Raw genomic sequence first — 21,592 nt, 5'->3', positions numbered from 1 at the left:
CCCCGCAATATCCAGATTGCGCAACGGGTTGCGGCAAAAATGGCTGCTGGCTGGACGGCAGGGCATTTCCGGTGCAATTTCAAGTGGCTCCACACCCGAGAGGCCGCCCATGGCAGAAGATTTCACATCCGGCAAACTGGCCCGTCTGGGGCTGCTGACCCCCGAGGACTGCCGCAAGGCGGCGGAGATCGCGTCGCGCGCCCAGTTCGACGGGATCGAGACGGTGCGGGTGCTGTTCCCCGACCAGCACGGCCTGCTGCGCGGCAAGACGGTGATGGCGGACGCCTTCGCCGGCGTTTTCGATCGCGGCCTCAACGTGCCCGCAACCCTGCTGCTCAAGGATACCTCGCACCGCACCGCCTTCCCGGTGTGGGAGGAGGGCGCGGACCTGGCCGGGCCGATGCAGGGGGCGGGCGATGTGCTGCTGGTGCCGCGCCCGGACACCTGGCGGGCGCTGCCCTGGTCCGGCCATTCCGCCTGGATTTTCTGCACCCCGGTCTACCCGGATGGCCAGCCCATCCCGTTTGCGCCCTGTGCGGTGCTGCAGCGGCAGGTGGAGATGCTGGCCGCGCAGGGCATGGCTGCCACCTTCGGGCTGGAGGTGGAATTTCACCTGTTCGAACTTGCCGATAAATCCGCTGCCCATACGCAAGCCTCCCGCCCCGGCGCCCCGGTGCAGACCCGCAACCTGACGCAGGGCTACCAGTATCTGACCGAAACCCGCTATGGCGAGGTTGAGGGGATCCTGGACCTGCTGCGCCGCAACGCTCAGAAACTGGGCCTGCCCGTGCGCTCGGTGGAAATCGAAATGGGCCCCAGCCAGGTCGAGTTCACATTTGCCCCCGACAGTGCCATGGCGCAGGCGGATGCGATGGTGATGTTCCGCACCATGGTCAAGGAGGTCTGCGCCCGCAATGGCCTGCACGCCAGCTTCATGGCCAAGCCGCGGCTGGACAACGCCATGGCCAACGGCTGGCACGTCCACCAGTCGCTGCAGGAACTGGCCACCGGACGCAACCTGTTCATGCCGGAAACCGCCGGAATGCTCAGCCCGCCTGCTAGCGCCTGGATGGCTGGTCTGCTGAAATACGCGTCCGAGACCTCCTTGCTGATCGCGCCCACGGTGAACAGCTACAAACGTTACCTGCCGTTCCAGCTGGCCCCCAGCCGCATCGGCTGGGGCGAGGACAACCGCGGCGCCATGCTGCGCGCGCTGATGCAGCCCCATGACCCCGCCAGCCGGATTGAGAACCGCGCCCCGGACAGTTCCGCCAACCCCTATTACGCGCTGGCCGCCCAGATCATCGCGGGCGCGGCGGGCATCCGCGAAGGTCTGGAGGCCCCGAAACCCACCCTGTCGCCTTACAGCGAAGACGCCGACCGCCTGCCGCGCTCGCTGGGCCAGGCGCTGGAAGGGTTCGCAGGCTCAACCCTGTGCCGCGAGGCGCTGGGCGCGGAGACCGCAGACTACCTGCTGCAGCTCAAGACCTTTGAGTGGGAACGCTACCTCGATACCGTCAGCGAATGGGAGCAGGCGGAGTATTTCAACCTGTTCTGAAGCCCCGGAGGGCTGCAAAATCTCAGCCTCCGGGTGATTTGCCGTCTTGATCGGCAGCCCCGCCCGTTGATACCGTATACCCGCGTATGCGAGGGGGCTCCCTTGCCATGTGCGGCGCCATTTCCGGCGGCCAGAGACATTGAAACCCACGCCTCTTCGAAGGAAAACACCCCAATGAAATACACCGAGGAACACGAGTGGCTGCTGCCCGAGGGCGACCTGATCACCGTCGGCATCACCGCCCACGCCGCCGAGCAGCTGGGCGAGGTTGTCTATGTCGAGCTGCCCGAGCCGGGCACCGAGGTGTCCAAGGATGACGAGATCGTGGTGATTGAGTCGGTCAAGGCCGCCTCCGACATCCTCGCCCCGCTGGACGGCGAGATCGTCGAGGTGAACGAGGCGCTGGCCGACGATCCCGGCAAGGTGAACGACGACCCCGAGGGCGGTGCCTGGTTCTTCAAGATGAAGCCTGCGGACCTGTCGCCGATGGACGATTACATGGATGAGGCCGGCTACAAGGATTTCATCGGCTGATCCGGCTGCCCTGTCGAAATCCGCCTTGTTTCCTGCGGGAAACAAGGCGGTGCCTCCGCCGGGGTAATTCAGGTCAGAAAGAAGCAGAGGCGCGCTGCCGCGCCTGCTCAGTACCCCCGCTCACGGTCCACTTCGTGCAGCAGGTCTTCGCCCGCTTCCAGCCGCCGCAGGTTTTCCACCACGTCCTTCAGCGCATCACCCAGGTGCCAGCCCGACACATGCGGGGTAATGGTGACCTGCGGATGCGCCCACAGCGGGCTGTCCGCGGGCAGGGGTTCCTTGCTCACCACATCCAGTACCGCATGGCCGGGCGTGCCCGTGTCCAGCGCCGCGAGCAAGGCCGGTTCATCCACCAGATCGCCGCGGCCTGCATTGATCAGCACCGCGCCGGGCTTCATCGCTGCAAGCCTCTCCGCGTTCATCAGCTGCCGGGTGGCGGGGGTGGAGGGCAGGATCGCACAGACATAATCGCATTCGCCCAGCATCTGCGGCAGCGCCGCTGCGCCATGGCGGCAGTCCACGCCCTCGATCTCCTTGGGCGAGCGGCTCCAGCCCAGAACCCGGAACCGGAGGCTGCGCATCAGCCGCGCCGTCATGCCGCCGATATGGCCCAGTCCCAGAACACCCACGGTGCTCTCCTGCGGGCGTTTTGGCGCCAGCGGTTCCCAGGCGCTGCGGGACTGCGAGGCGGCATGGGCCAGCATATTGCGCTGATCGCGCAGCACATAGGCCAGGCAGAACTCCGCGATCTCATGCGCAGGTTCCAGCGGGCGCAGCCGGGCCACGCGCACATGCGGTGCCAGGCTGGGGTGCGCCACGATGGTGTCTACCCCGGCACCCAGTTTCTGCACCAGCTTCAGGTTCGGCAAATGCGCCGGCAGATCGCCCTTCAGGGCAGAGACCGCCAGCACCGTGATGTCGTCCAGATTGCCGGGGGCAGAGACCGGCCGGATATCGGCACCGGGCGCCATCGCCCGCAGTTCCTCCGCCAGCTGTTCCTCGGTGTACCAGCCGTCGTGGCCGATGCTGATCAGCATTGCCATATGCGTTCCTCCCCGCCGCCGCGTCCCATTGCGGGACTAAGCCACGGTTTGCCCGCAAACGGAAGGTGGTAATCGCGGCCTCAGTCCAGCCGCCGCACCAGGATCTGATTGCCTTCGCCGCGCTTGGTCTCAAACAGTTTCAGCGTGGCAATCAGGTCGCTCAGCTTGCGCTGGCCATAGCTGCGGGTGTCGAAGTCTGGAAACGCAGCGGTGACATACTGGCCGATCTGGCCCAGGGTGAACCATTCGTCCTCCTGACCGATCGCGTCCATTGCCCGCAGCACCAGCTTGGTAGGGTCCGCGAGCTCCGATGGCGCGTTGCCGTTGCCCTCTTCTTTCTTTGGCTTGGCCTTCGCCTTGGCCGGCTCCTCCAGCAGGTTCTCCACATAGATGAAGCGCTTGCAGGCCTGCACAAAGGCGGCAGGCGTCTTGCGCATGCCCATGCCGAACACATCCACCCCCTGTTCGCGGATGCGGCTGGCCAGCCGGGTGAAATCGCTGTCCGAAGAGATCAGCACGAACCCGTCAAAGCGGCCGGAATGCAGGATGTCCATTGCGTCGATCACCAGCGCAATGTCAGAGGCGTTCTTGCCGGTGGTATTGGCAAACTGCTGATGCGGCACGATCGCCAGCGCCGCCAGCTTCTCTTTGTTCCAGCCCTGAGGGCCCCCGCCGGCAAAGTCGCCGTAGATGCGCCGGATGCTGGCCTCGCCAAAGGAGGCGATCTCCTCGAACATCGCCTCGGCGTATTTTGCGGAAATATTGTCGGCGTCGATCAGCACGGCCAAGAGCGGCGGTTTGGTTGCAGCTGGCATTCAGGGGTCTTGCCTCATGTTATTGGGCAGGCTTGCAGCGCGGGGAGAGGTGCGCTTCCAGGCAGCTGCCGGTCCGGTGTTTGCCGGGAAAGTATGAAATACCCTTGTGGCGATTCAATGGCGGCCCGGTCAGGAAACCGCCCGATGCACAAGGTGGTGCACAGGAGGTGCACAGGGGGTGTACGGATGCCACCCCGCTTCGGAGGTCAGGCAAAGGGATCGTCCGGGTAGCCCACCCGGGCAAGATACAGGCCATGGCCCGGGCACACCGGTCCGCAGGCTGCGCGGTCGCAGGCCTCCAGCGCGGCCTTCACATCCGCCGGTTCCCAGGCCCCGGCGCCCACCCGTTCCAGCGTGCCCACAAAGCTGCGGACCTGGTTGTGCAGGAAGCTGCGGGCGCGGACATGGAAATGGATTTCCGGCCCGGAGAAGCCCTGCACCCGCTCCACCCGCAGTTCATCCAGCGTCTTGACCGGGCTGGCCGCCTGGCAGATCGAGGAACGGAAGGTGGTGAAATCATGCTTTCCAATCAGGTGCTTGGCGGCTTCCTGCATGGCGTTCGCATCCAGATCATGGCTGATCTGCCAGACCTGGCCCGCGTCATGGGTGGCCGGTGCGCGGCGGATCAGGATGCGGAACAGATACTGCCGCTCCACGGCTGAGAACCGTGCGTGCCAGTCCCCCTCCACCCGGGCACAGTCCACGATGGCGACCGGATCGGGCTTCAGATGGTAATTCAGCGCTTCCGACAGGCGGAACGGGTCCCACTCCTTGGCCATGTCGCAATGGGCAACCTGTCCCAGCCCGTGCACGCCGGTATCTGTGCGCCCGGCCGCAGCGATGGTGTGCTCCCCAGGCTCCAGCCGCGCCAGCGCTGCCTCGATCGCACCCTGCACCGACGGCAGGTCCTTCTGCCTTTGCCAGCCGGCAAAAGGCTTCCCGTGATATTCGACTTTCAAAGCAAAACGCGGCATGGACGGGCACCTAGCAACAGGGCCGGGCCGGGGCAAGCCCCGTGTGCGCTCTGGTATCCGGGCGGGATGCTGCCTATCTTGTCAGCAGCAAGAACAGAGCAGGATCAGGGCCTTGGTGATAACCTCCCTTGCAGACGGGGTGATGAGCGGGGTGGAGAGCGCCGCCAGCGGCCTTTCCGCGGCGCTGTTCGACCGGCCGGTCCGGCTGGGGGTCACCGGGCTGGCGCGTTCCGGCAAGACGGTATTCATCACCTCGCTGGTCGCCAACCTGATGGACCGGGGCCGGATGCTGCAGCTCGGCGCAGCGCGCGAGGGCCGGATCGAGGCCGCCTTCCTGCAGCCCCAGCCCGACGACACCGTGCCGCGGTTCGACTATGAAAACCACCTCGCGGCGCTGACCGGGCCGTCACCCCATTGGCCGGACAGCACAAGGGCGGTTTCCGAGCTGCGTCTCAGCCTGAAGGTGCGGCCCGCAGGCCTCCTGGCGGGCCTGCAGGGGCCGCGCACACTGCATTTGGATATTGTCGACTATCCCGGCGAATGGCTGCTGGATCTGGCTTTGCTGGACAAGACCTACGCCGAGTGGTCTGCAGATGTGCTGTCCCGCATTGCCAGCCGTCCGCAGGCGGACCGCTTCCTGGCAGAGCAATCCAAGGCTGTCCCCGCAGGGACGCATGACGAGCTGCAGGCGCAGGCGCTTGCCGCGGCCTTCACGGATTACTTGACCGCCGCCCGCGCGGCAGGGTTCTACGACTGCACACCGGGCCGTTTCCTGCTGCCCGGAGATCTGGAAGGCTCGCCGGTGCTGACCTTCGCCCCGCTGCCACCGGAGGCCGGCGCCCCGCTGCCACCGGAGGCCGGCGCCCCGCGCGGCAGTCTCTGGCGCGAGATGGAGCGGCGTTACGAAGCCTATAAATCCAAGGTCGTGAAGCCGTTCTTCCGCGACCATTTCGCCCGTATCGACCGGCAGGTGGTTCTGGTGGATGCGCTCTCGGCGATCCATTCCGGCCCGCAGGCGGTAGAGGATCTGCGCCATGCGATGACGGATATTCTCAGCGCCTTCAAACCGGGCCGCAACCATTTCCTGACCCGGCTGCTGGGCGGCAAGCGGGTGGAGAAGATCCTGTTTGCCGCCACCAAGGCTGACCATCTGCACCATGCCCAGCACCCGCAGATGACCGCCATCATTGAGGCGCTGACGCGCGAGGCGCAGGACCGGGCCCGCTTTGCCGGTGCTGAGACCGCTGCACTGGCGATCGCTTCACTGCGCACCACAACGGAAGAAATACGACTGCACAATGGCGCCGAGCTGCCCTGTGTGCGCGGCACCTTGCTGGAGAGCGGCAAGCAGGCGGCCTTCTACCCCGGCGACCTGCCGCGGGACCCGGCGCAGCTGCTCACTCCCGCACGGCAAGGCGCTGAACGATGGCTGGAAGGCGATTATCAGGCGATGGCCTTCGCGCCCGCGCCGCTCACGCTGAAACACGGCAGCGGCCCGCCGCATATCCGCCTGGACCGCGCCGCAGACTTCCTGATCGGAGATGCCCTGTGACCCTTGCCTTGCGTCCAGCCACGCCTCTCGATGCGGGGGCAACCGGTGATATTCTTTACCGCTTCCAGCAGGATACCGCCTGGATGCCCAAGCTCTATTCATCGGCCCAGACGATCATGTTCTGCGGCATGATGATCGACCGGGGCTGGGTCACCGTCGCTGTGCGAGAGGGGACGGTACTGGGTTTCCTGGCCCGCAAGGAGCAGGAGGTCTGCTCTCTCTATCTCGCATCCGGGGCTTGTGGGCAGGGCGCGGGAAAGAGGCTGCTGGATGCGGCCAAGGCGGCCGCGCCACGGCTGGTGCTGAACACTTTTGCCGCCAACACAAGGGCGCAGCGGTTTTATCTGAGGGAGGGGTTTGCCGAGGTTGCCCGCGGCGATGGCTCCGGCAATGAAGAGGGCCTGCCCGACATCGCCTATGAATGGCGGGCCCTGCGGGAGGCCGCGGCATGAGCAGCAAACCGGTCCTGTTTGATCTGGAGGAGGAGGGCGCCGCGCCGCCCGTGGCCGAGGCGCCGCCGGTGCCCGATCCCGCACCGCTGGCAGCCCCGCCAACGGCCATGGAGCAGGCCGCCCGCATTGCTGCGCGCCGCCCCTCGCGGCTGGCCCGCTGGTTCTGGGCATTGCTGGTTGCCGTCATTGGCGCCATGGCCTCCGTCGCGGCCTGGGATTTTGCCGCCGGGCTGATTGCGCGGGTGCCGCTGCTGGGCTGGGCCGTCACCGCAGGTCTGGCGCTGCTCCTGCTGCTGGCGCTGGCCATGGCCTTGCGCGAACTGGCCGCACTTTCCCGGCTGCGCCGCGTCGATGCGCTGCGCCATCAGGCAGCTGAGGCCGCCGGTCTGGCCGCTGCGCGTGCCTTCACCACCCGGCTGGGGGCTTTCTACAGCGGGCGCGAGGATCTCGCCTGGCATCAGGCCCGGCTGGCAGAGCGGCAGGCCGAAGTGATGGACGGCGACGCGCTCCTCCTGCTGGCGGAGGAGGAACTGCTGGTGCCGCTCGATGCCTTGGCCCTGCGCGAGGTGGAGGCTGCGGCCCGCCAGGTCGCCACGGTGACGGCGCTGGTGCCAATGGCGCTGGCGGATATCCTGACGGCACTGGTGTCCTCGCTCAGGATGATCCGCCGGGTCGCAGGCATCTATGGCGGCCGCCCCGGGTTCTTCAGCTCCTGGCGGCTGACCCGCGCGGTGCTGGCGCATCTGGCCGCTACCGGCGCGGTGGCCGCTGGCGATGACCTGCTGGAGCCGGTGCTGGGCGGGTCTGTGCTGTCCAAACTCTCCCGCCGCTTCGGCGAGGGGCTGGTCAACGGCGCCCTGTCCGCCCGCGTCGGCATCGCCGCGATGGAGGTCTGCCGCCCGATGCCGTTCTCGCCGCAGCACAAGCCCAGCACCCGCAAGGTGGTGCAGCGGGCGCTGACGGGATTGTTTTTCAAGGAGAAGTGACGCGCGCCTCAAGCTCATGCGCAGCATGAGCCATGCCCAAGGCCGCCAGGGCGTGCAAACGCCTGCGGGCGTGGGAGCCCCGGTCCGGGGGATCAGAACAGCTGCGGCGGCTGGTTCTTGGGCTGGCGCATGGCCACCACGCCGGTGCGGAAACCCTCGCCGATGCGGTCAGCCAGGGCTCCCCATTGCAGCGCGGTGCGCTCGGGCAGCTCCGCCCGCAGCACCTGGTGGAACAGCCCCAGCCACAGCGGGAAATGCTCTGCCTTCACATCGGGGCGTGAGACGTGCACCCGCATCGGATTGCCGCTGTAGCTGCGCTCGCGCAGGATGGCATTGCGCCAGAAGTCTGCGATCTTTTCCTCATGCTCCGGCCAGTCGGTGACATGGGCGGCAAACACCGGACCCAGCACATCGTCCGCACGCACCTGCATGTAAAACACGGCAACAACGCGGGAAATCTCCTCTGCGGTGATCTCGAACCGCGCCAGCGGGTTTTGTGTTCCGGTGTCTGTCATTGTCTGCTCCGGCCTGCCATCTGCCGCTAGATATGCTGAAGCAGAGACCAACGGAAGGGGGCGTCTCTGACGCAGCGCTTGTTCAAGCCTCTGCTGGCGCCTGCTGCGGCTGCCGTTATGGTGAGCGGGAGATTTGGCAAAAAGGTATTCATTGATGGCGGAGAGCGCAAAGCGCGTGCTGGTTCTGGGCGCCTGCGGGTTTATCGGGGCTGAGGTGGTATGCGCCCTGCGGGCCGCTGGAATGCATGTGACCGGCCTGGGCCGCAGCGCCGTGCAGGCTGCCCGGGTGCTGCCGGGTGTGCCGTTTGTGCAGGGCGACTTGCTGCAGCTTTTGCAGCCCGAAGAGTGGGTGCCGCTGCTGCAGGGCGCGGACGCCGTGGTCAACTGCGTCGGCATTCTGCAGGATATGGCGCCGGGCGAGCTGGAGGCCGTGCATCACACGGCCATTGCTGCCCTGGGGGTGGCTTGTGCAGAGCGGAACATCGCCGTGGTGCAGATTTCAGCGGCCGGGGCAGGTCCGGATGCCGGGACAGAGTTCATGCGCAGCAAGGCGCGCGGGGATGCCGCCTTGCGGGCCGCTGGTGTGCCGCTGCGGATCCTGAAGCCGGGGCTGGTGATCGGGCAAAATGCCTATGGCGGCACGGGTCTGCTGCGGATGCTGGCGGCGGTGCCCTTGGTGCAGCCCGTGGCGCTGGCAGGCGCGCCGGTGCAATGCATCGGCATGGCCGATCTGGCCGCGGCGGTGGTTGCCGCGCTGCGGGGGGAGCTGCTGCAAGGCACATTTGATCTGGTGGAGGATCAGCCGCAAACCCTGGCGGAGGTGCTGGCAGAGACCCGGGCGTGGCTGGGGTTTGCCCCGGCGGGCTGGCTGCTGCGTTTGCCGGACTGGCTGCTGCCGCCGGTGGCGGGATGTGCTGACGCATTGGGGCGGCTGGGCTGGCGTTCCCCGCTGCGATCCACCGCAATGGCCGAAATCCGGAGCGGTGTGCGCGGCGATCCCGCACCGTACCGGGCCGTCATGGGGCAGGGGATTGCCTCGCTCAAGGCCATCTATCAGCCGCTGCCTTCGGGACGCGCCCAGCGGCTGGACGCGCGGATGGCGCTGCTGATGCCGGCCGCTGTCGCGGTACTGAGCCTGTTCTGGCTGGCCTCGGGCCTGATCGGCCTTTGGCAGCTGGAGGCTGCCGCCAAGGTGCTGACGGATGCAGGCTGGGGCAGCCTGCCGGCGAAAGCCAGCGTCGCCTTCTGGTCGCTGGCCGACATCGCCCTGGGGCTGGCAATCCTGTGGCGGCCCTGGGCGGCGCGGGCCTGCCTGGGGATGGCAGCGGTTTCGCTGATCTACCTGGCTGCAGCCACGGCGGTCACTCCGCAGATGTGGGCGGATCCGCTGGGGCCGCTGGTCAAGGTGCTGCCGGGGCTGCTGCTGGCGCTGATCACCCATCAGCTGCTGCAGGAGCGCTGAGATGGACCTGGACCTTGCCTTGCGCTGGCTGCATGTGATCGGCGCCTGCGTGCTGCTGGGAACCGGTGCGGGCATCGCCTTTTTCATGCTGATGGCACACCGGACACGGGATGCCGCACTGATTGCCCACACCGCCAGCGTGGTGGTGGCGGCCGACCTCCTGTTCACCGCCACAGCGGTGATAGCGCAGCCAATCACCGGCGGGCTTCTGGCCTGGCGGTTGGGCTGGCCGCTGAGCGCCGGCTGGCAGGCGCTGTCGCTGGGGCTTTATGTTCTGACCGGAGCGTTCTGGCTGCCGGTGGTCTGGATCCAGCTGCGGCTGCGCAATCTGGCGCGCGCGGCAGCACAGGCAGGTGAAGAATTGCCAGCGCGCTATCACCGCCTGTTCGCGGTCTGGTTTGCCTGCGGCATTCCCGCCTTTGCTGCGGTGCTGATGATCCTCTGGCTGATGCTGGCGCGTCCGGATCTGGGTATCTGGCTGGTACGTTAGTTCTTAGTTATTGCCTGGCCGCAGGCCGGGCAGCGCCCGCCCCGTGCGGAACGGGCACTGCCCTCATCACAATGCGGCGCATCTGCCGCTTTACCCTGCCGCAGCCCCGTCCTATAAGGCGCTTCATGTCCCTATTCGCGGCCATCATTATTCGAATTATATCCCCGGCGCTCTGAAACCATTGAGCCGCCGGGCAAAGGCGCTTGAGCCATCGCGCCGAACCGAATATCCCCATTTCCGACCTTGATCATCCAAAGGACGCCCCCGATGTGCGCCGACACGCCCCAGACGCCTGACTACAAAGACACCCTGAACCTGCCGAAAACCGATTTCCCGATGCGCGCAGGCCTGCCCAAGCGCGAGCCTGCCTGGTTGGAGCGCTGGGCCGAGATCGGCGTCTACGACAAACTCCGCGACAAGGCCGCCGCGGCCAAGGGCGGCGACGCGGAACGCAAGCCCTTCACTCTGCATGACGGCCCGCCCTACGCCAACGGCCACCTGCACATCGGCCACGCGCTGAACAAGACCATCAAGGATATGATCGTCCGCTCCCATCAGATGATGGGGTTTGATGCGCGTTATGTGCCGGGCTGGGACTGCCACGGCCTGCCCATTGAGTGGAAGATCGAGGAGCAGTACCGCAAGAAGGGCAAGAACAAGGACGCGGTGCCGGTTGTGGAATTCCGCCAGGAGTGCCGCGCATTCGCCGACAGCTGGGTCGATATCCAGCGCGAAGAGTTCAAGCGCCTGGGCATCACCGGCAACTGGGATGATCCTTATCTGACCATGAACTACCACGCCGAGGCGGTCATTGCCGACGAGTTCATGAAATTCCTGATGAACGGCACGCTCTATCAAGGCTCCAAGCCCGTGATGTGGTCGCCGGTCGAGAAGACTGCGCTCGCCGAGGCCGAGGTGGAGTACCACGACAAGGAAAGCTTCACCATTTGGGTGAAGTTCAAGGTGGCGGACCCCGTAGGCGGCGAAGGGGCAGAGCTCCAGAACCGCGATTTGGTTGGTGCCCAGGTGGTGATCTGGACCACCACCCCCTGGACCATCCCGTCGAACAAGGCTGTGGTTTATGGTGCTGACATCGCTTATGGCCTCTATGAAGTCACCGGCACCCCGGATGAATGCTGGGCCGCCGTGGGTGACAAGTACATCCTGGCCGACAATCTGGCGGCTGAGGTGTTCAAGCGCGCGCGCCTGAGCGAAGACCAATATACGCGGGTTCGTGATGTTGACCCTTCGACAATTTCTGGCCTCACCCACCCGCTGGCAGGCACCGAAGGCTCAAATGGCGAATGGGACGAACCGCGCGACTTCCGCGCCGCGCCTTTCGTGACCGACACCGAAGGCACCGGCTTTGTCCACTGCGCACCCAGCCACGGGATGGAGGAATTCGAGCTCTACCGTGACCTTGGCATGCTGGAGCAAATGATCACCTATAACGTGATGGACGACGGCGGTTTCCGCGCCGATCTGCCCTTCTTTGGCGGCACCTACATCCTGAACCGCAAGGGCGGCGAGGGCGATGCCAACAAGAAGATCATCGACAAGCTGGTTGAGGTTGGCGGCCTCTTGGCGCGCGGCAAGATCAAGCACAGCTACCCGCATTCCTGGCGCTCCAAGGCGCCGATCATCTACCGCAACACGCCGCAGTGGTTTGCCTCTGTCGACCGTAAGATGGACGACGGCATGGATGAGATGGGCGATACCATCCGCGAACGTGCCCTGCGCTCGATCGACGAACTGGTCAAGTGGTGGCCGCAAACCGGCCGCAACCGCCTGCATTCGATGATCGAAAGCCGCCCCGACTGGGTGCTGAGCCGCCAGCGCGCCTGGGGCGTGCCGCTCACCTGCTTCACCAAAAAAGGCGCGCTGCCGACCGATGCTGACTTCCTCTTGCGCAATGAAGAGGTGAACAAGCGCATCGTTGCGGAGTTCGACGCGCACGGCGCCGACGTCTGGTACGAGGATGGTTTCAAAGCGCGGGTGCTGGGTAACTCCGTGGACCCGGATGACTACGATCAGGTGTTCGACGTGCTGGACGTGTGGTTCGACAGCGGCTCGACCCATGCCTTTGTGCTGCGCGACCGCGAAGACGGCACCGAGGACGGCATCGCCGACGTCTACATGGAAGGCACCGACCAGCACCGCGGCTGGTTCCACTCCTCGCTGTTGCAGGCCTGCGGCACCAAGGGCCGGGCGCCCTACCGCAATGTGGTGACCCACGGCTTCACGCTGGACGAAAAGGGCATGAAGATGTCCAAGTCGCTGGGCAACACCATCGTGCCGGAAGAGGTCGTCAAACAGTACGGCGCCGACATCCTGCGCCTGTGGGTGGCCCAGACCGATTACACCGCCGACCAGCGGATTGGGACGGAGATCCTGAAAGGCACCGCCGACAGCTACCGCCGCCTGCGCAACACCATGCGCTTCATGCTGGGCTCCCTGGGCGACTTCAGCGAGGATCAACGGGTTGACCCGGCGGATATGCCGGAGCTGGAACAGTGGGTGCTGCACCGCCTGGCCGAGCTCGACCACAAGGTCCGCACCGGCTATCAGACCTTTGATTTCCAGGGCGTGTTCTCGGCAGTGTTCAACTTTGCCACCGTGGACCTGTCTGCCTTCTACTTCGACATCCGCAAGGACGCGCTCTACTGCGATGGCGACACCCTGAACGCCCGCGCGGCCCGCACCGTGCTGGACATCCTGTTCCACCGCCTGACCACCTGGCTGGCGCCGATCCTGGTCTTCACCATGGAAGAGGTCTGGCTGGAGAAGTACCCGGGTGAGGGCAGCTCCGTGCATTTGCAGGACATCCCGGTGACGCCTGCCGACTGGCTGAATGAGCCGCTGGCAGCCAAGTGGTCCAAGATCCGCCAGGCCCGCCGGGTGGTGACCGCAGCACTGGAAGTGCAGCGGACCGACAAGGTGATCGGTGCCTCGCTGGAGGCCGCGCCGGTTGTGCATGTGCGCGACGGCGAGGCACTGGCGGCGCTGCAATCGGTGAACTTTGCCGATGTCTGCATCACCTCGGATATCCAGCTGACAAACGACCCGGCCCCCGCCGAAGCCTTCCGCATGCCGGAAGTGGACGGCGTGTCGGTGGTGTTTGAAAAGGCAGACGGCGGCAAATGCCAGCGCTGCTGGAAGATCCTGCCGGATGTCGGCAGCCACGGGCACGAGGGCGTCTGCGGCCGCTGCGACAGCGCACTGGGATAAACCCCGTCTCACCCTTTAATTGCATGCAACGCCCAGCCTGACCGCTGGGCGTTGTCATTTTTGCGCTATTGTTGCGTCATTTTCCACACGCTATCCGAGAAATGCCTTGTGTTTGCCTGCGGTGGATTCCTCTAGATGTTGACCGGTTTTCCACAATTGGTTAAGAATTCGTTAATTCCATGTAGATTTTTACGTCATTTCAGAAAATGGCATGGGGCAGGGGGCAAATTTCAATGCTGAAGCTGAAAGCGGATGCGCAGCCGGCGGCCGAGCCTGGCAAAGCGCGCGGCGCGGCAATCCGGATTGACGGGGTGTCGGCACCAAAGAATATCAAAATCGGTTTGGTCGCCGCCAGCGCGGGGCCGGTCAAGGCAAAGCCCGCGGCTGCTGCGGCTGCCGGCACCGCCAAGGAGGCCAGCCCGGTCTGCGCTGTGAAACCCGCCCCCGCAAAGCCCGAACCGGTCATGGATCCGCAGCCGTTTGCGCCTTTGGGGGCAGACGGCGCCTCTGCACTGCCGAAGCTGGGTCTCGCCGCCGCGGGGCTGGCGGTTGCCTCTGCCATGCTGCTCTACTTCCAGTTCGGCGGCAGTGCGCCAGCAGCGGATCAGCCGGCGGCATCGCTGCAGCCGGCGCAGGCCGCGGCTGAGCTGCCCGCAGGGGCCGCGGCGGCAGCGGGGCTCGACGGCTCTGCGTCCAGCGGCGAGGTTGCACTGGTCGCCCGCATCACCGAAGGCACGCTGGCTGCCCTGCGCAGCAAGCAGGCCCAGCCAGCCGCGGCGGTCCCGGAGACGCCCGTTGCGGCCGCCGAGGGGTCGGCGCTTTACAAGATGGTGGCGACCGCCGCCGCGCAGGGCCAGTCCGCGGCCTATATCGACCAGCTGGTGAACGGCGCCTATGAGCGGCAGGAGATCACCGTTCCGGCAAGCCTGATCGGTGCCGGCGGACGGGTGGATACCGCAACGCTGCTGGCGCTGTTCGTCGGCAACTAAGATCCATCACCTGCGGCGCCGGACAGGCGCCGCCACGCGGGCCGCAGCATTGCCCGCGGACCTCAATCAGCAACAAAACAGCAAGCGCTGCCCGCCAAATCAGCGGATCAAGCGCTGCACACTTCCGGGGGGAACCATGAAAACCTTATTTGCCGCCGCCGCTATCGGGCTGTCCGGCCTGTTCGCCACCGCCGCCGCTGCTGAAACCTGCGGCGGCATCTATACCGTGCAGTCCGGCGACAGCCTGTCGGTGATTGCCGACAAGCTCTACAAGGACGCAGGCAAGTGGAGCGCCATCCATAGCCGTAACATCGACCAGATCGGCCCCAAGCCAGGCGCGATCCGGGTCGGCATGAAGCTCTCGCTGGCCTGCCTCGAAGGCCTGCCGCTGGGCCTGCCAGGCGGCAAGGACATCTCCGCCGCCGCCCCCGCATCTGCGGTGCCGGTCAAGGTCGCGCCGGGCAACGCGGCGGTGCGCCAGAAAATCAACTTGCTGACCGGCGACGACTATGCGCCATTCACCTCCAAGGCGTCGCACAACGGCGGCCTGATCACCGAGGTGGTGAATGCTGCCATGACCCAGGCCGCCCCGGCTGAGGGCTATGCGATCCACTGGGTCAACGACTGGTCCTCGCATTTCGACCCGCTGCTGTCCAACGCGCTGCTGGATCTGGGTTTCCCTTGGTACAAGCCCGACTGCGGCACCATGCCGGACAGTTACCGCTGCCAGAACTTCCACTTCTCCGAACCGATGTTCGAAACCCTGATGCTGCTGTTTGCGCATAAGGACCGGCCGTTTGTGTTCACCAGCGACAGCGACATCGAGGGCAAGACCCTGTGCCGCCCGGCCGGCTACCTGACCTTTGACCTGGATGAGCGCGGCCGCAACTGGATTGCGGAGAAGAAGATCACCCTGAAACAGCCGCACAAGGTGAAGGACTGCTTTGACATGGTGGCCGCCGGCGAGGCGGATGCGGTGGCGATCAATGAATTCACCGGCCGCAGCGTGATGAAGGAAGCGGGCATCGCTGATCAGTTCACCGTGCTGCCGCAGCCGCTGTCGGTGCTGGGAATCTATGTGGTGGTGCACAAGACCCATCCGCGCGCGGATGAAATGCTGGCGATGATCAACAAGGGCCTGCGCTCGATCCAGGAGAACGGCAGCTACCAGACCATCGTCGAAGACCACATGGCCCGGATCTGGGCCGGGTTCTGAGGGAGGATGCCTGTATGAGACGTCTTTTCTCACGCCTCTGCCAGCTGGCCGCCCTGTTCACCCTGGCGCCGGCCGCGGCCTGGGCGATTTGCGACGTGGACTACGTGGCGCAGCCCGGCGACTCGCTGTTCACAATCGCGGAGACCCACTATGGCGACCGCAACCGCTGGACCATGGTTTACTACGCAAACCAGAAACTGCTCGCCGGTGCCACTGTGCTGCCGGGACGCAAGCTGTTCATTCCCTGCATCACCGGCGCCACCGCGCCGGATGCCACGCCGCTGCGGCAGGAAAAGGCAGAGCTGACGCTGCTCACCGGCAGCGGCTACGGCCCCTTCACCGACCGCGGCTTGCCCGGGCAGGGGATGGTAACGGAGCTGATCAACGCCGCGCTGGAACTGGCGCCCGCGCCGGTCAGTTATTCCGTCAGCTGGGAGGACGACTGGTCCAAACATCTGTTCCCGATGCTGGACAAGAAGGAGTTCGACATGGGCTTCCCCTGGCTCAAGCCCGATTGCGCGGCGGAACCGGGCAACGAGCGCTGCGTCAAATTCCATTTCTCCGAGCCGGTCATGACGATGCCGATCATGCTGTTCGTGCGGGCCGGCGGCGGGTTTGAATACACCGCAGACACGGACGTCGAAGGCAAGACCCTGTGCCGGCCAGCGGGGTATTTCACCCATGACCTGAACCGCCCGGACCGGCGCTGGCTGGCCGAGGAAAAGATCGGGCTGGTTCAGCCCGCGACCCCGGCGGATTGTTTTCGCATGGTGGCAGACGGCCAGGTGGATGCGGCGGCGGTGAACTTGTTCCTGGGTGCCAACACGATCGTCGCGGAAAACCTGCGCGACACTGTGGTGCCGCTGGAGAAGCCGCTGTCTGAGGAAGGCCTGCATGTGGTGATTTCCAAGCGCCACTGGCGCGGCACCACCCATCTTTACCGGATCAACGCGGGCCTGCAGAAGCTGCGCGACAGCGGCCGGTTTGAGGAAATCATGTCGCGCCACCTGGAACTCTTCTGGGCGCAGCTGCAGTAAGGCAAGCAGCGGAGCGAGGTCAGGCCGTCAGCGACCTGGCCTCCTGATAGCCGTGATAGGCGGCCTTTACCTCACCCGGGGTGATCCGGTTCGCAGGCCAGGCGCGCTGCAGCAGCAGGTGCTCTGCCAGCACGGCATTTTCATGAAACAGCTCTTCGGCTGAACCGGGCGTTTCCTGTCCGGGAGTGTCCCAGATGGGGGCGCCGCCCTCCGGATGCAGGTTGTCCTGGGTGTGCTCTTCCTGCCCGCGCGGCCTGTTGTCGGCGGATTCACTCTTGTCCGGGTCGTCAGAGCGCACGACGGGCCGGGCGGTCAGGAAACCGCGGTTCGGCTTGATAGGATCTACACGTCCAGAAACTGGTATAAACATCACAGAAGGTCCTTCGCAGAGGCATTGAACCGATCTTAAAACGGTTTTAACACAACAGGCTTAACAGCGGGTTAACAGCCGCTGCGGGCAGAGGCCGGTGCGGTGCAGACAGCGGGGCACTTGCCCCCACCGCCGCCGCTCAGGCGATGATTTTCTGAACCTTGGCATAGTTCGCTTCCGCGGCCATATGACTGATCGGCTTGGGGCCGGCCTGGCAGCCGTTCATCAGATCCTGATAGTACGCATCCATGTCGAAGCCCTGGTCCGGGCGCGGCTCCAGCGCTTCTTTCCGCGAAGCTTCGAGGGCCGGGCCGATATAGCCGGACGTCAGGGCGTCAGCAGGGCTGCCGGCCTTCTGGGCGTCCCGCCCCGCCTTCTGGGTCGCGGCATAATGGAGAGAGGCATCCGCATTGGCACCGTCCGCAGTTGCAGCCGCCGGCACCTTCTGGCGGAACGCCTGAAGCTGCTTCATGCCGTTGTAGAGGCCGGCGGTGCTGGAGGTTGCTGTAAACATCGGACTTGCCTTTTACTCTGTTCTTGAAACTCACTTTAGTAGAATTTGAGACAACCTGGTGAGAAACCTTTAGCACTGGTTAACGAAGCGTTAACGCGCCGCTGGCCCGGGCTTGCCGTTCTGGCGGCGGCACAGGAGAATGCAGCCGCCCGCAGGCCGGAGGAAAGACATGATTTCAGCAAGCCTTGAGACGCCGGTTGGACCGCTCAGCGTGGCAGAGCGGGACGGCGCCATCGTGCGGCTGGACTGGACAGCTGAGGCCGGCGGGCAGTCCGCGCTGCTGACCCGGGCTTTGGAACAGCTGCGCGCCTATTTTGCGGGGGAGCTGACAGTTTTTGACCTGCCGTTGCAGGTCGAAGGCTCTGACTTCCAGCGCGCGGTCTGCGATGCGATGCTGGCAATCCCCTTTGGCGAAACCCGCACCTACGGCGGGATTGCCCGGGAACTGGGCGCCCCGCCGCAGCCGGTCGGCAATGCCTGCGGCGGCAACCCGATCCCGGTGATCATCCCCTGCCACCGGGTGCTCGGCGCCTCCGGGCTGGGCGGGTTTTCCGGCAAGGGCGGCGTGGAGACAAAGGTGGCGCTGCTGAAACACGAAGGGGCTGCCAGCCTTCTGATCTGAGGCGGGTGGCGGCGGCCGGGGCCGGCATATTCAGGCCGCGGCTGTCAGGCAGCGGAGGAGCTGCGGCGTCTTTCCGGGACGATCTGCTGGGCGATGCCGACAAACAGAAGGTAGACCGAGGTCACCACCAGCCCCCAATGGGCCCAGCTGGCCGGGTGAAAGTCCACCCAGGCGGCCCAGCCGGCAAAGAAGGTCCAGGCCAGCGCCATCGGCAGCGACACTTTGCGCCAGCGCACCGTGCGCACCGGATGGATGAATTTCAGCGGCAGGAACATGGCAATGGACAGCAGCGTCACCAGCACCAGGCTAGTCCAATGGCTGGGTTCCAGCGCAAAGATCACCAGCACCGGCATGTTCCACACGCCGGGATAGCCGGAGAAGGAATTGTCCTTGGTCTTCATCCTGGTGTCGGCATAGTACATCGCGCTGCCGAAGGTGATCACGATGATCGCAAACCAGCCGGTCCAGCCCGCCATCAGCCCGGACTGGAACAGGGCAAAGGCAGGGATGAAGACGTAGGTCAGGTAATCGATGATCAGGTCCAGCAGCACCCCGTCGAACTCCGGCGAGTAGCGCTTGACGTGATAGTGCCGCGCCAGCGGCCCGTCGATGCCATCGACGGCAAAGGCCACCACCAGCCACAGGAACATCAGGCTCCATTTGCCTTCGGCTGCGGCCAGCATGGCCAGCATGGCAAAGACAGCACCGGTGGCGGTCAGCAGATGAACGGAAAGGGCGCGGATCTGAGGTGTCATCCGACCGTGATGGCGAATTTGCCCCGGAGCCGCAACCGTTCAGTGCAAATTTGGGCGGAAATCCGTACCTGCGGGCAGCAGAATGCGGGCCATGCGGCGGCCATGCGGAGCCGGGTCGGTGATCGCGGGCGAGGAGAATGGGGAGTGAGCGGGCCGGTCACGCACCCAAGGCTGGACGCCGGGCGGCGGAGCAGGGGCCGCAGGGGCGCCATCGGAAAACGAAACGGCAAAGCCGGCACTGGTCATGGCAGAATCCTTTCTGGATCGGTTTCTGCCATCTGGCCTGCGCCGGCTTAACAGAGGCTTGCCGCCTGTTGCGCAAAATATCGCGCATTTTATTAAACCGGGCCGCTTGCGCGTCACCCGCAGCAGCTGTCTCCAGCCTGCACCGGCGGGCAGGGTATGGTCCCGTAGGAGCAGAAAACACAGCAATCGCCGGGCTTTGGCCGCAACAGGGCTTTGCAGGCGGGGCACTCGTGGAACCACTGGCAGGCGTCCTGCGGCATCTCCTCAGCAGCTGCGTGCCCGCAGGCCGGGCAAGTCAGGATGCTGGTCAGTTCCACCTGCGCGGAATGTTCATCGGGCATGGGCAGGCCCTCCTGCTGACAGCAAAGGCCGGCACGGCGGGTGTGGTCAAGTCACGCTTTCGGGTGGGCCTTGTTATAAACTTCCAGCAGATGGGTGGTGTCCACCGCCGTATAGGCCTGGGTGGTCGACAGCGACGCATGGCCCAAGAGCTCCTGAATGGCGCGCAGGTCGCCGCCCGCCTCCAGCAGATGGGTGGCAAAGCTGTGGCGCAGCGCGTGCGGGGTGGCGGTGGCAGGCAGGCCCAGCTGGGCACGGGTCCTGGCCATCACCCCCTGGATCTGGCGCGGGTTCAGCGCGCCGCCGCGGACGCCGCGGAACAGCGGCGCGCCATTCTCTTGCGGATGCGGACACAGCGACAGATAACGCTCCACTGCGTCACGCGCCGCAGGCAGCACCGGCACCACGCGCTCCTTCCGGCCCTTGCCCAGGATGCGCAGGACCGGCGGCAGCGGCGCGTCTGCGCCGGTCAGCCCCAGCGCCTCGGAAATCCGCAGCCCGCAGCCGTACAGCAGCGTCACCACCGCCACGTCGCGGGCAGCGACCCAATCCTTTTGCGACTGCAGTTCCACGGTTTCGAGAACGGCCTTGGCCGCCTCCGGTGCCAGCGGGCGCGGCAGTTTCTTCTGGAACTTGGGGGAGCGCGCCAGCAGCACCGCGGCCGGCTCAAATCCCTCGCGCTCCGCCAGCCAGCGGTAGAAATTCTTGACCGCCGACAGCTTGCGCGCCAGCGACCGCGCCCCGGTGCCGGAATTGCGTTCCGAGGCCATCCAGGCCCGCATGTCCGCGGTGGTGATCCGCGCCAGCGCACCCAGCCCCTGCGGCCCGCCGCTGTGCCGGGTCATGAAGGCCAGAAAAGCAGTCACGTCTCCGCGGTAGGCGGTCAGCGTGTTGGCAGAGGCATCCTCCAGCCCGCCCAGGCGCTCCAGCCACAGCTGCAGCGCATCCCGGCAGGCGGGAGAGATCAGCGTCATGACAGCCAGCAGCGCATCGTGCGTTCAAAGACGCCGCCGAAGAAGGTGAGGAGATCGGTGCCTTGCATCGGCGAGAACTGATGCGGGTCTTCCGATCCCATCACCAGCATGCCGGGCAGGCGGCCTTCGCCCAAGTCCAGCATCAGGCAGGCCTCGGAACGGATCCACTCCGCCTTCATGCCGTAAACCCGCGGGCTGCCGCCCTGGGTCTGGCGCAGGGTGACGGGGCGTTCGTGGCCTGCCTGCCCTGCATAGCTTTCGGTGAAGCCGGGACCGGCCAGCTTCAGCGCGCCGGACTTGCGCTCCACCTCGGCGCCGCCGGGCTGGGCGGTCTCCAGCACCAGCGCTAGCGCATTGACGCGCAGGATCTCCGGCATGTCGTGCTCCAGGCAGGCCAGAAAGGCAGTGAAGTCGCGCGGCTCCAGCAGCCGCAGCACGGCGCGGTGGATCAGGTTGGTGCCGGCCAGATTGTCATAGGCGGCTGCAATCACCGAGCGGTGGGTGTCTTCCAGCCGGTCCAGCCGCGCCGCCATCCGCTCCATTGCGATGCCGCGCAGGTCAACGACATTGGAGCCCATCGCCCGCTCATTGGCGGCGACCAGGGCATTCATCAGGTGCTGATCCTCCAGCACCGCATCGGGTTTGGCGAGAATCGCCTCGCGCAACTGGTCTTCCAGGCTGACTGTATTGCTTGAACTGCTCATGTGAACTCTTGCGGCTCCGGACCTCTGGCGGGTTTGCTGACGTGTATAACACGGGAAACCGGCAATGCTGCCGAAAAATGCGGGACGGGCGCAAATTGCTGCAAAAGGACAGGCTCCCGCCCGCCGCCGGAGCACAAACATGCTCCGCGCCCGTTGGGCATGGCGCCGGGCGTCTGCCCGGCGCTGGCGGCGGGAAGCGCCGCCGCAGCGCGCCGCC

At 65.7% G+C, this 21,592-nt stretch carries 22 protein-coding genes; 12 read left to right on the top strand and 10 right to left on the bottom strand.

Annotated elements, in window-relative coordinates; all coding sequences use genetic code 11:
* The first annotated feature begins 109 nt into the window (after positions 1–109).
* A complete protein-coding gene (locus K3725_RS14545) occupies positions 110–1,558 on the top strand; it encodes a glutamine synthetase family protein (RefSeq protein ID WP_260016018.1) in 1,449 nt (482 codons plus the stop codon).
* 174 nt (positions 1,559–1,732) lie between these two features.
* Positions 1,733–2,092, top strand: coding sequence for a glycine cleavage system protein GcvH (gene gcvH / locus K3725_RS14540; protein ID WP_260016017.1), 360 nt, complete (start codon positions 1,733–1,735; stop codon positions 2,090–2,092).
* A gap of 107 nt (positions 2,093–2,199) precedes the next feature.
* On the opposite strand, the gene K3725_RS14535 is transcribed toward gcvH, so the two are convergent.
* From K3725_RS14535 to truA, 3 genes are all read right to left on the bottom strand, one after another.
* Positions 2,200–3,135 (bottom strand): glyoxylate/hydroxypyruvate reductase A, encoded by a 936-nt coding sequence (locus K3725_RS14535; protein WP_260016016.1) that lies wholly within the window; start codon positions 3,133–3,135, stop codon positions 2,200–2,202.
* 80 nt (positions 3,136–3,215) lie between these two features.
* Positions 3,216–3,950 (bottom strand): NYN domain-containing protein, encoded by a 735-nt coding sequence (locus K3725_RS14530; RefSeq protein ID WP_260016015.1) that lies wholly within the window; start codon positions 3,948–3,950, stop codon positions 3,216–3,218.
* Between the two features lie 206 nt (positions 3,951–4,156).
* Positions 4,157–4,924, bottom strand: a complete 768-nt coding sequence (gene truA / locus K3725_RS14525; RefSeq protein ID WP_260016014.1) for a tRNA pseudouridine(38-40) synthase TruA — start codon at positions 4,922–4,924, stop codon at positions 4,157–4,159.
* A 112-nt stretch (positions 4,925–5,036) separates the two neighbouring features.
* On the opposite strand from truA, the gene K3725_RS14520 reads away from it, so the two are divergent.
* The 3 genes from K3725_RS14520 to K3725_RS14510 are packed head-to-tail and all read left to right on the top strand — an operon-like array spanning position 5,037 to position 7,914.
* On the top strand, positions 5,037–6,476 hold the full coding sequence (locus K3725_RS14520; protein ID WP_260016013.1) for a YcjX family protein: 1,440 nt from the start codon (positions 5,037–5,039) through the stop codon (positions 6,474–6,476).
* A complete protein-coding gene (locus K3725_RS14515; protein WP_260016012.1) occupies positions 6,473–6,928 on the top strand; it encodes a GNAT family N-acetyltransferase in 456 nt (151 codons plus the stop codon). The genes K3725_RS14520 and K3725_RS14515 overlap by 4 nt, the downstream gene beginning before the upstream one ends.
* Entirely contained in the window at positions 6,925–7,914 is a 990-nt protein-coding gene (locus K3725_RS14510; protein WP_260016011.1) for a YcjF family protein, read from the top strand. The genes K3725_RS14515 and K3725_RS14510 overlap by 4 nt, the downstream gene beginning before the upstream one ends.
* 92 nt (positions 7,915–8,006) lie before the next feature.
* Here the strand turns inward: K3725_RS14510 and K3725_RS14505 are convergent, their stop codons facing one another.
* Complete coding sequence (locus tag K3725_RS14505; RefSeq protein WP_260016010.1) at positions 8,007–8,429, bottom strand: group III truncated hemoglobin; 423 nt, start codon at positions 8,427–8,429, stop codon at positions 8,007–8,009.
* A gap of 154 nt (positions 8,430–8,583) precedes the next feature.
* On the opposite strand from K3725_RS14505, the gene K3725_RS22600 reads away from it, so the two are divergent.
* The 6 genes from K3725_RS22600 (at position 8,584) to K3725_RS14470 (ending at position 16,851) form a co-directional block, all read left to right on the top strand.
* Positions 8,584–9,891, top strand: a complete 1,308-nt coding sequence (locus tag K3725_RS22600) for an SDR family oxidoreductase (RefSeq protein WP_311202204.1) — start codon at positions 8,584–8,586, stop codon at positions 9,889–9,891.
* A 1-nt stretch (position 9,892) separates the two neighbouring features.
* Positions 9,893–10,381: a DUF2269 domain-containing protein gene (locus tag K3725_RS14490; RefSeq protein ID WP_260016009.1), complete on the top strand. Its 489-nt coding sequence runs from the start codon at positions 9,893–9,895 to the stop codon at positions 10,379–10,381.
* A gap of 267 nt (positions 10,382–10,648) precedes the next feature.
* Complete coding sequence (gene ileS, locus K3725_RS14485; RefSeq protein WP_260016008.1) at positions 10,649–13,609, top strand: isoleucine--tRNA ligase; 2,961 nt, start codon at positions 10,649–10,651, stop codon at positions 13,607–13,609.
* A gap of 233 nt (positions 13,610–13,842) precedes the next feature.
* Positions 13,843–14,598 carry a hypothetical protein gene (locus K3725_RS14480; RefSeq protein WP_260016007.1) on the top strand — a complete coding sequence of 252 codons (756 nt, stop codon included), beginning with the start codon at positions 13,843–13,845 and terminating at the stop codon, positions 14,596–14,598.
* Between the two features lie 136 nt (positions 14,599–14,734).
* Positions 14,735–15,814 carry a transporter substrate-binding domain-containing protein gene (locus K3725_RS14475; RefSeq protein WP_260016006.1) on the top strand — a complete coding sequence of 360 codons (1,080 nt, stop codon included), beginning with the start codon at positions 14,735–14,737 and terminating at the stop codon, positions 15,812–15,814.
* 14 nt (positions 15,815–15,828) lie between these two features.
* Complete coding sequence (locus tag K3725_RS14470) at positions 15,829–16,851, top strand: transporter substrate-binding domain-containing protein (RefSeq protein ID WP_260016005.1); 1,023 nt, start codon at positions 15,829–15,831, stop codon at positions 16,849–16,851.
* A 19-nt stretch (positions 16,852–16,870) separates the two neighbouring features.
* Here the strand turns inward: K3725_RS14470 and K3725_RS14465 are convergent, their stop codons facing one another.
* The gene (locus tag K3725_RS14465; protein ID WP_260016004.1) at positions 16,871–17,221 is read right to left on the bottom strand and encodes a hypothetical protein; all 351 of its coding nucleotides are present in this window, start codon (positions 17,219–17,221) and stop codon (positions 16,871–16,873) included.
* Between the two features lie 139 nt (positions 17,222–17,360).
* Positions 17,361–17,735: a hypothetical protein gene (locus K3725_RS14460; RefSeq protein WP_260016003.1), complete on the bottom strand. Its 375-nt coding sequence runs from the start codon at positions 17,733–17,735 to the stop codon at positions 17,361–17,363.
* 169 nt (positions 17,736–17,904) lie between these two features.
* On the opposite strand from K3725_RS14460, the gene K3725_RS14455 reads away from it, so the two are divergent.
* On the top strand, positions 17,905–18,357 hold the full coding sequence (locus K3725_RS14455) for a methylated-DNA--[protein]-cysteine S-methyltransferase (protein ID WP_260016002.1): 453 nt from the start codon (positions 17,905–17,907) through the stop codon (positions 18,355–18,357).
* A gap of 44 nt (positions 18,358–18,401) precedes the next feature.
* Here K3725_RS14455 and K3725_RS14450 read toward each other — a convergent pair whose 3' ends face one another.
* The 4 genes from K3725_RS14450 to K3725_RS14435 all read right to left on the bottom strand — a co-directional run bounded on the left by K3725_RS14450 (position 18,402) and on the right by K3725_RS14435 (position 21,375).
* A complete protein-coding gene (locus K3725_RS14450; protein ID WP_260016001.1) occupies positions 18,402–19,112 on the bottom strand; it encodes a phosphatidylcholine/phosphatidylserine synthase in 711 nt (236 codons plus the stop codon).
* A gap of 359 nt (positions 19,113–19,471) precedes the next feature.
* A complete protein-coding gene (locus K3725_RS14445) occupies positions 19,472–19,699 on the bottom strand; it encodes a GDCCVxC domain-containing (seleno)protein (RefSeq protein WP_260016000.1) in 228 nt (75 codons plus the stop codon).
* A gap of 51 nt (positions 19,700–19,750) precedes the next feature.
* Positions 19,751–20,671: a tyrosine recombinase XerC gene (locus K3725_RS14440; RefSeq protein WP_260015999.1), complete on the bottom strand. Its 921-nt coding sequence runs from the start codon at positions 20,669–20,671 to the stop codon at positions 19,751–19,753.
* Positions 20,668–21,375, bottom strand: a complete 708-nt coding sequence (locus tag K3725_RS14435) for a DUF484 family protein (protein ID WP_260015998.1) — start codon at positions 21,373–21,375, stop codon at positions 20,668–20,670. Before K3725_RS14435 ends, K3725_RS14440 begins: the two co-directional genes overlap by 4 nt.
* Positions 21,376–21,592: the final 217 nt, after the last annotated feature.

This window comes from Leisingera sp. S132 (assembly GCF_025144465.1).
Lineage (GTDB): Bacteria > Pseudomonadota > Alphaproteobacteria > Rhodobacterales > Rhodobacteraceae > Leisingera.
This window is presented reverse-complemented; position numbering and strand designations above follow the sequence as displayed.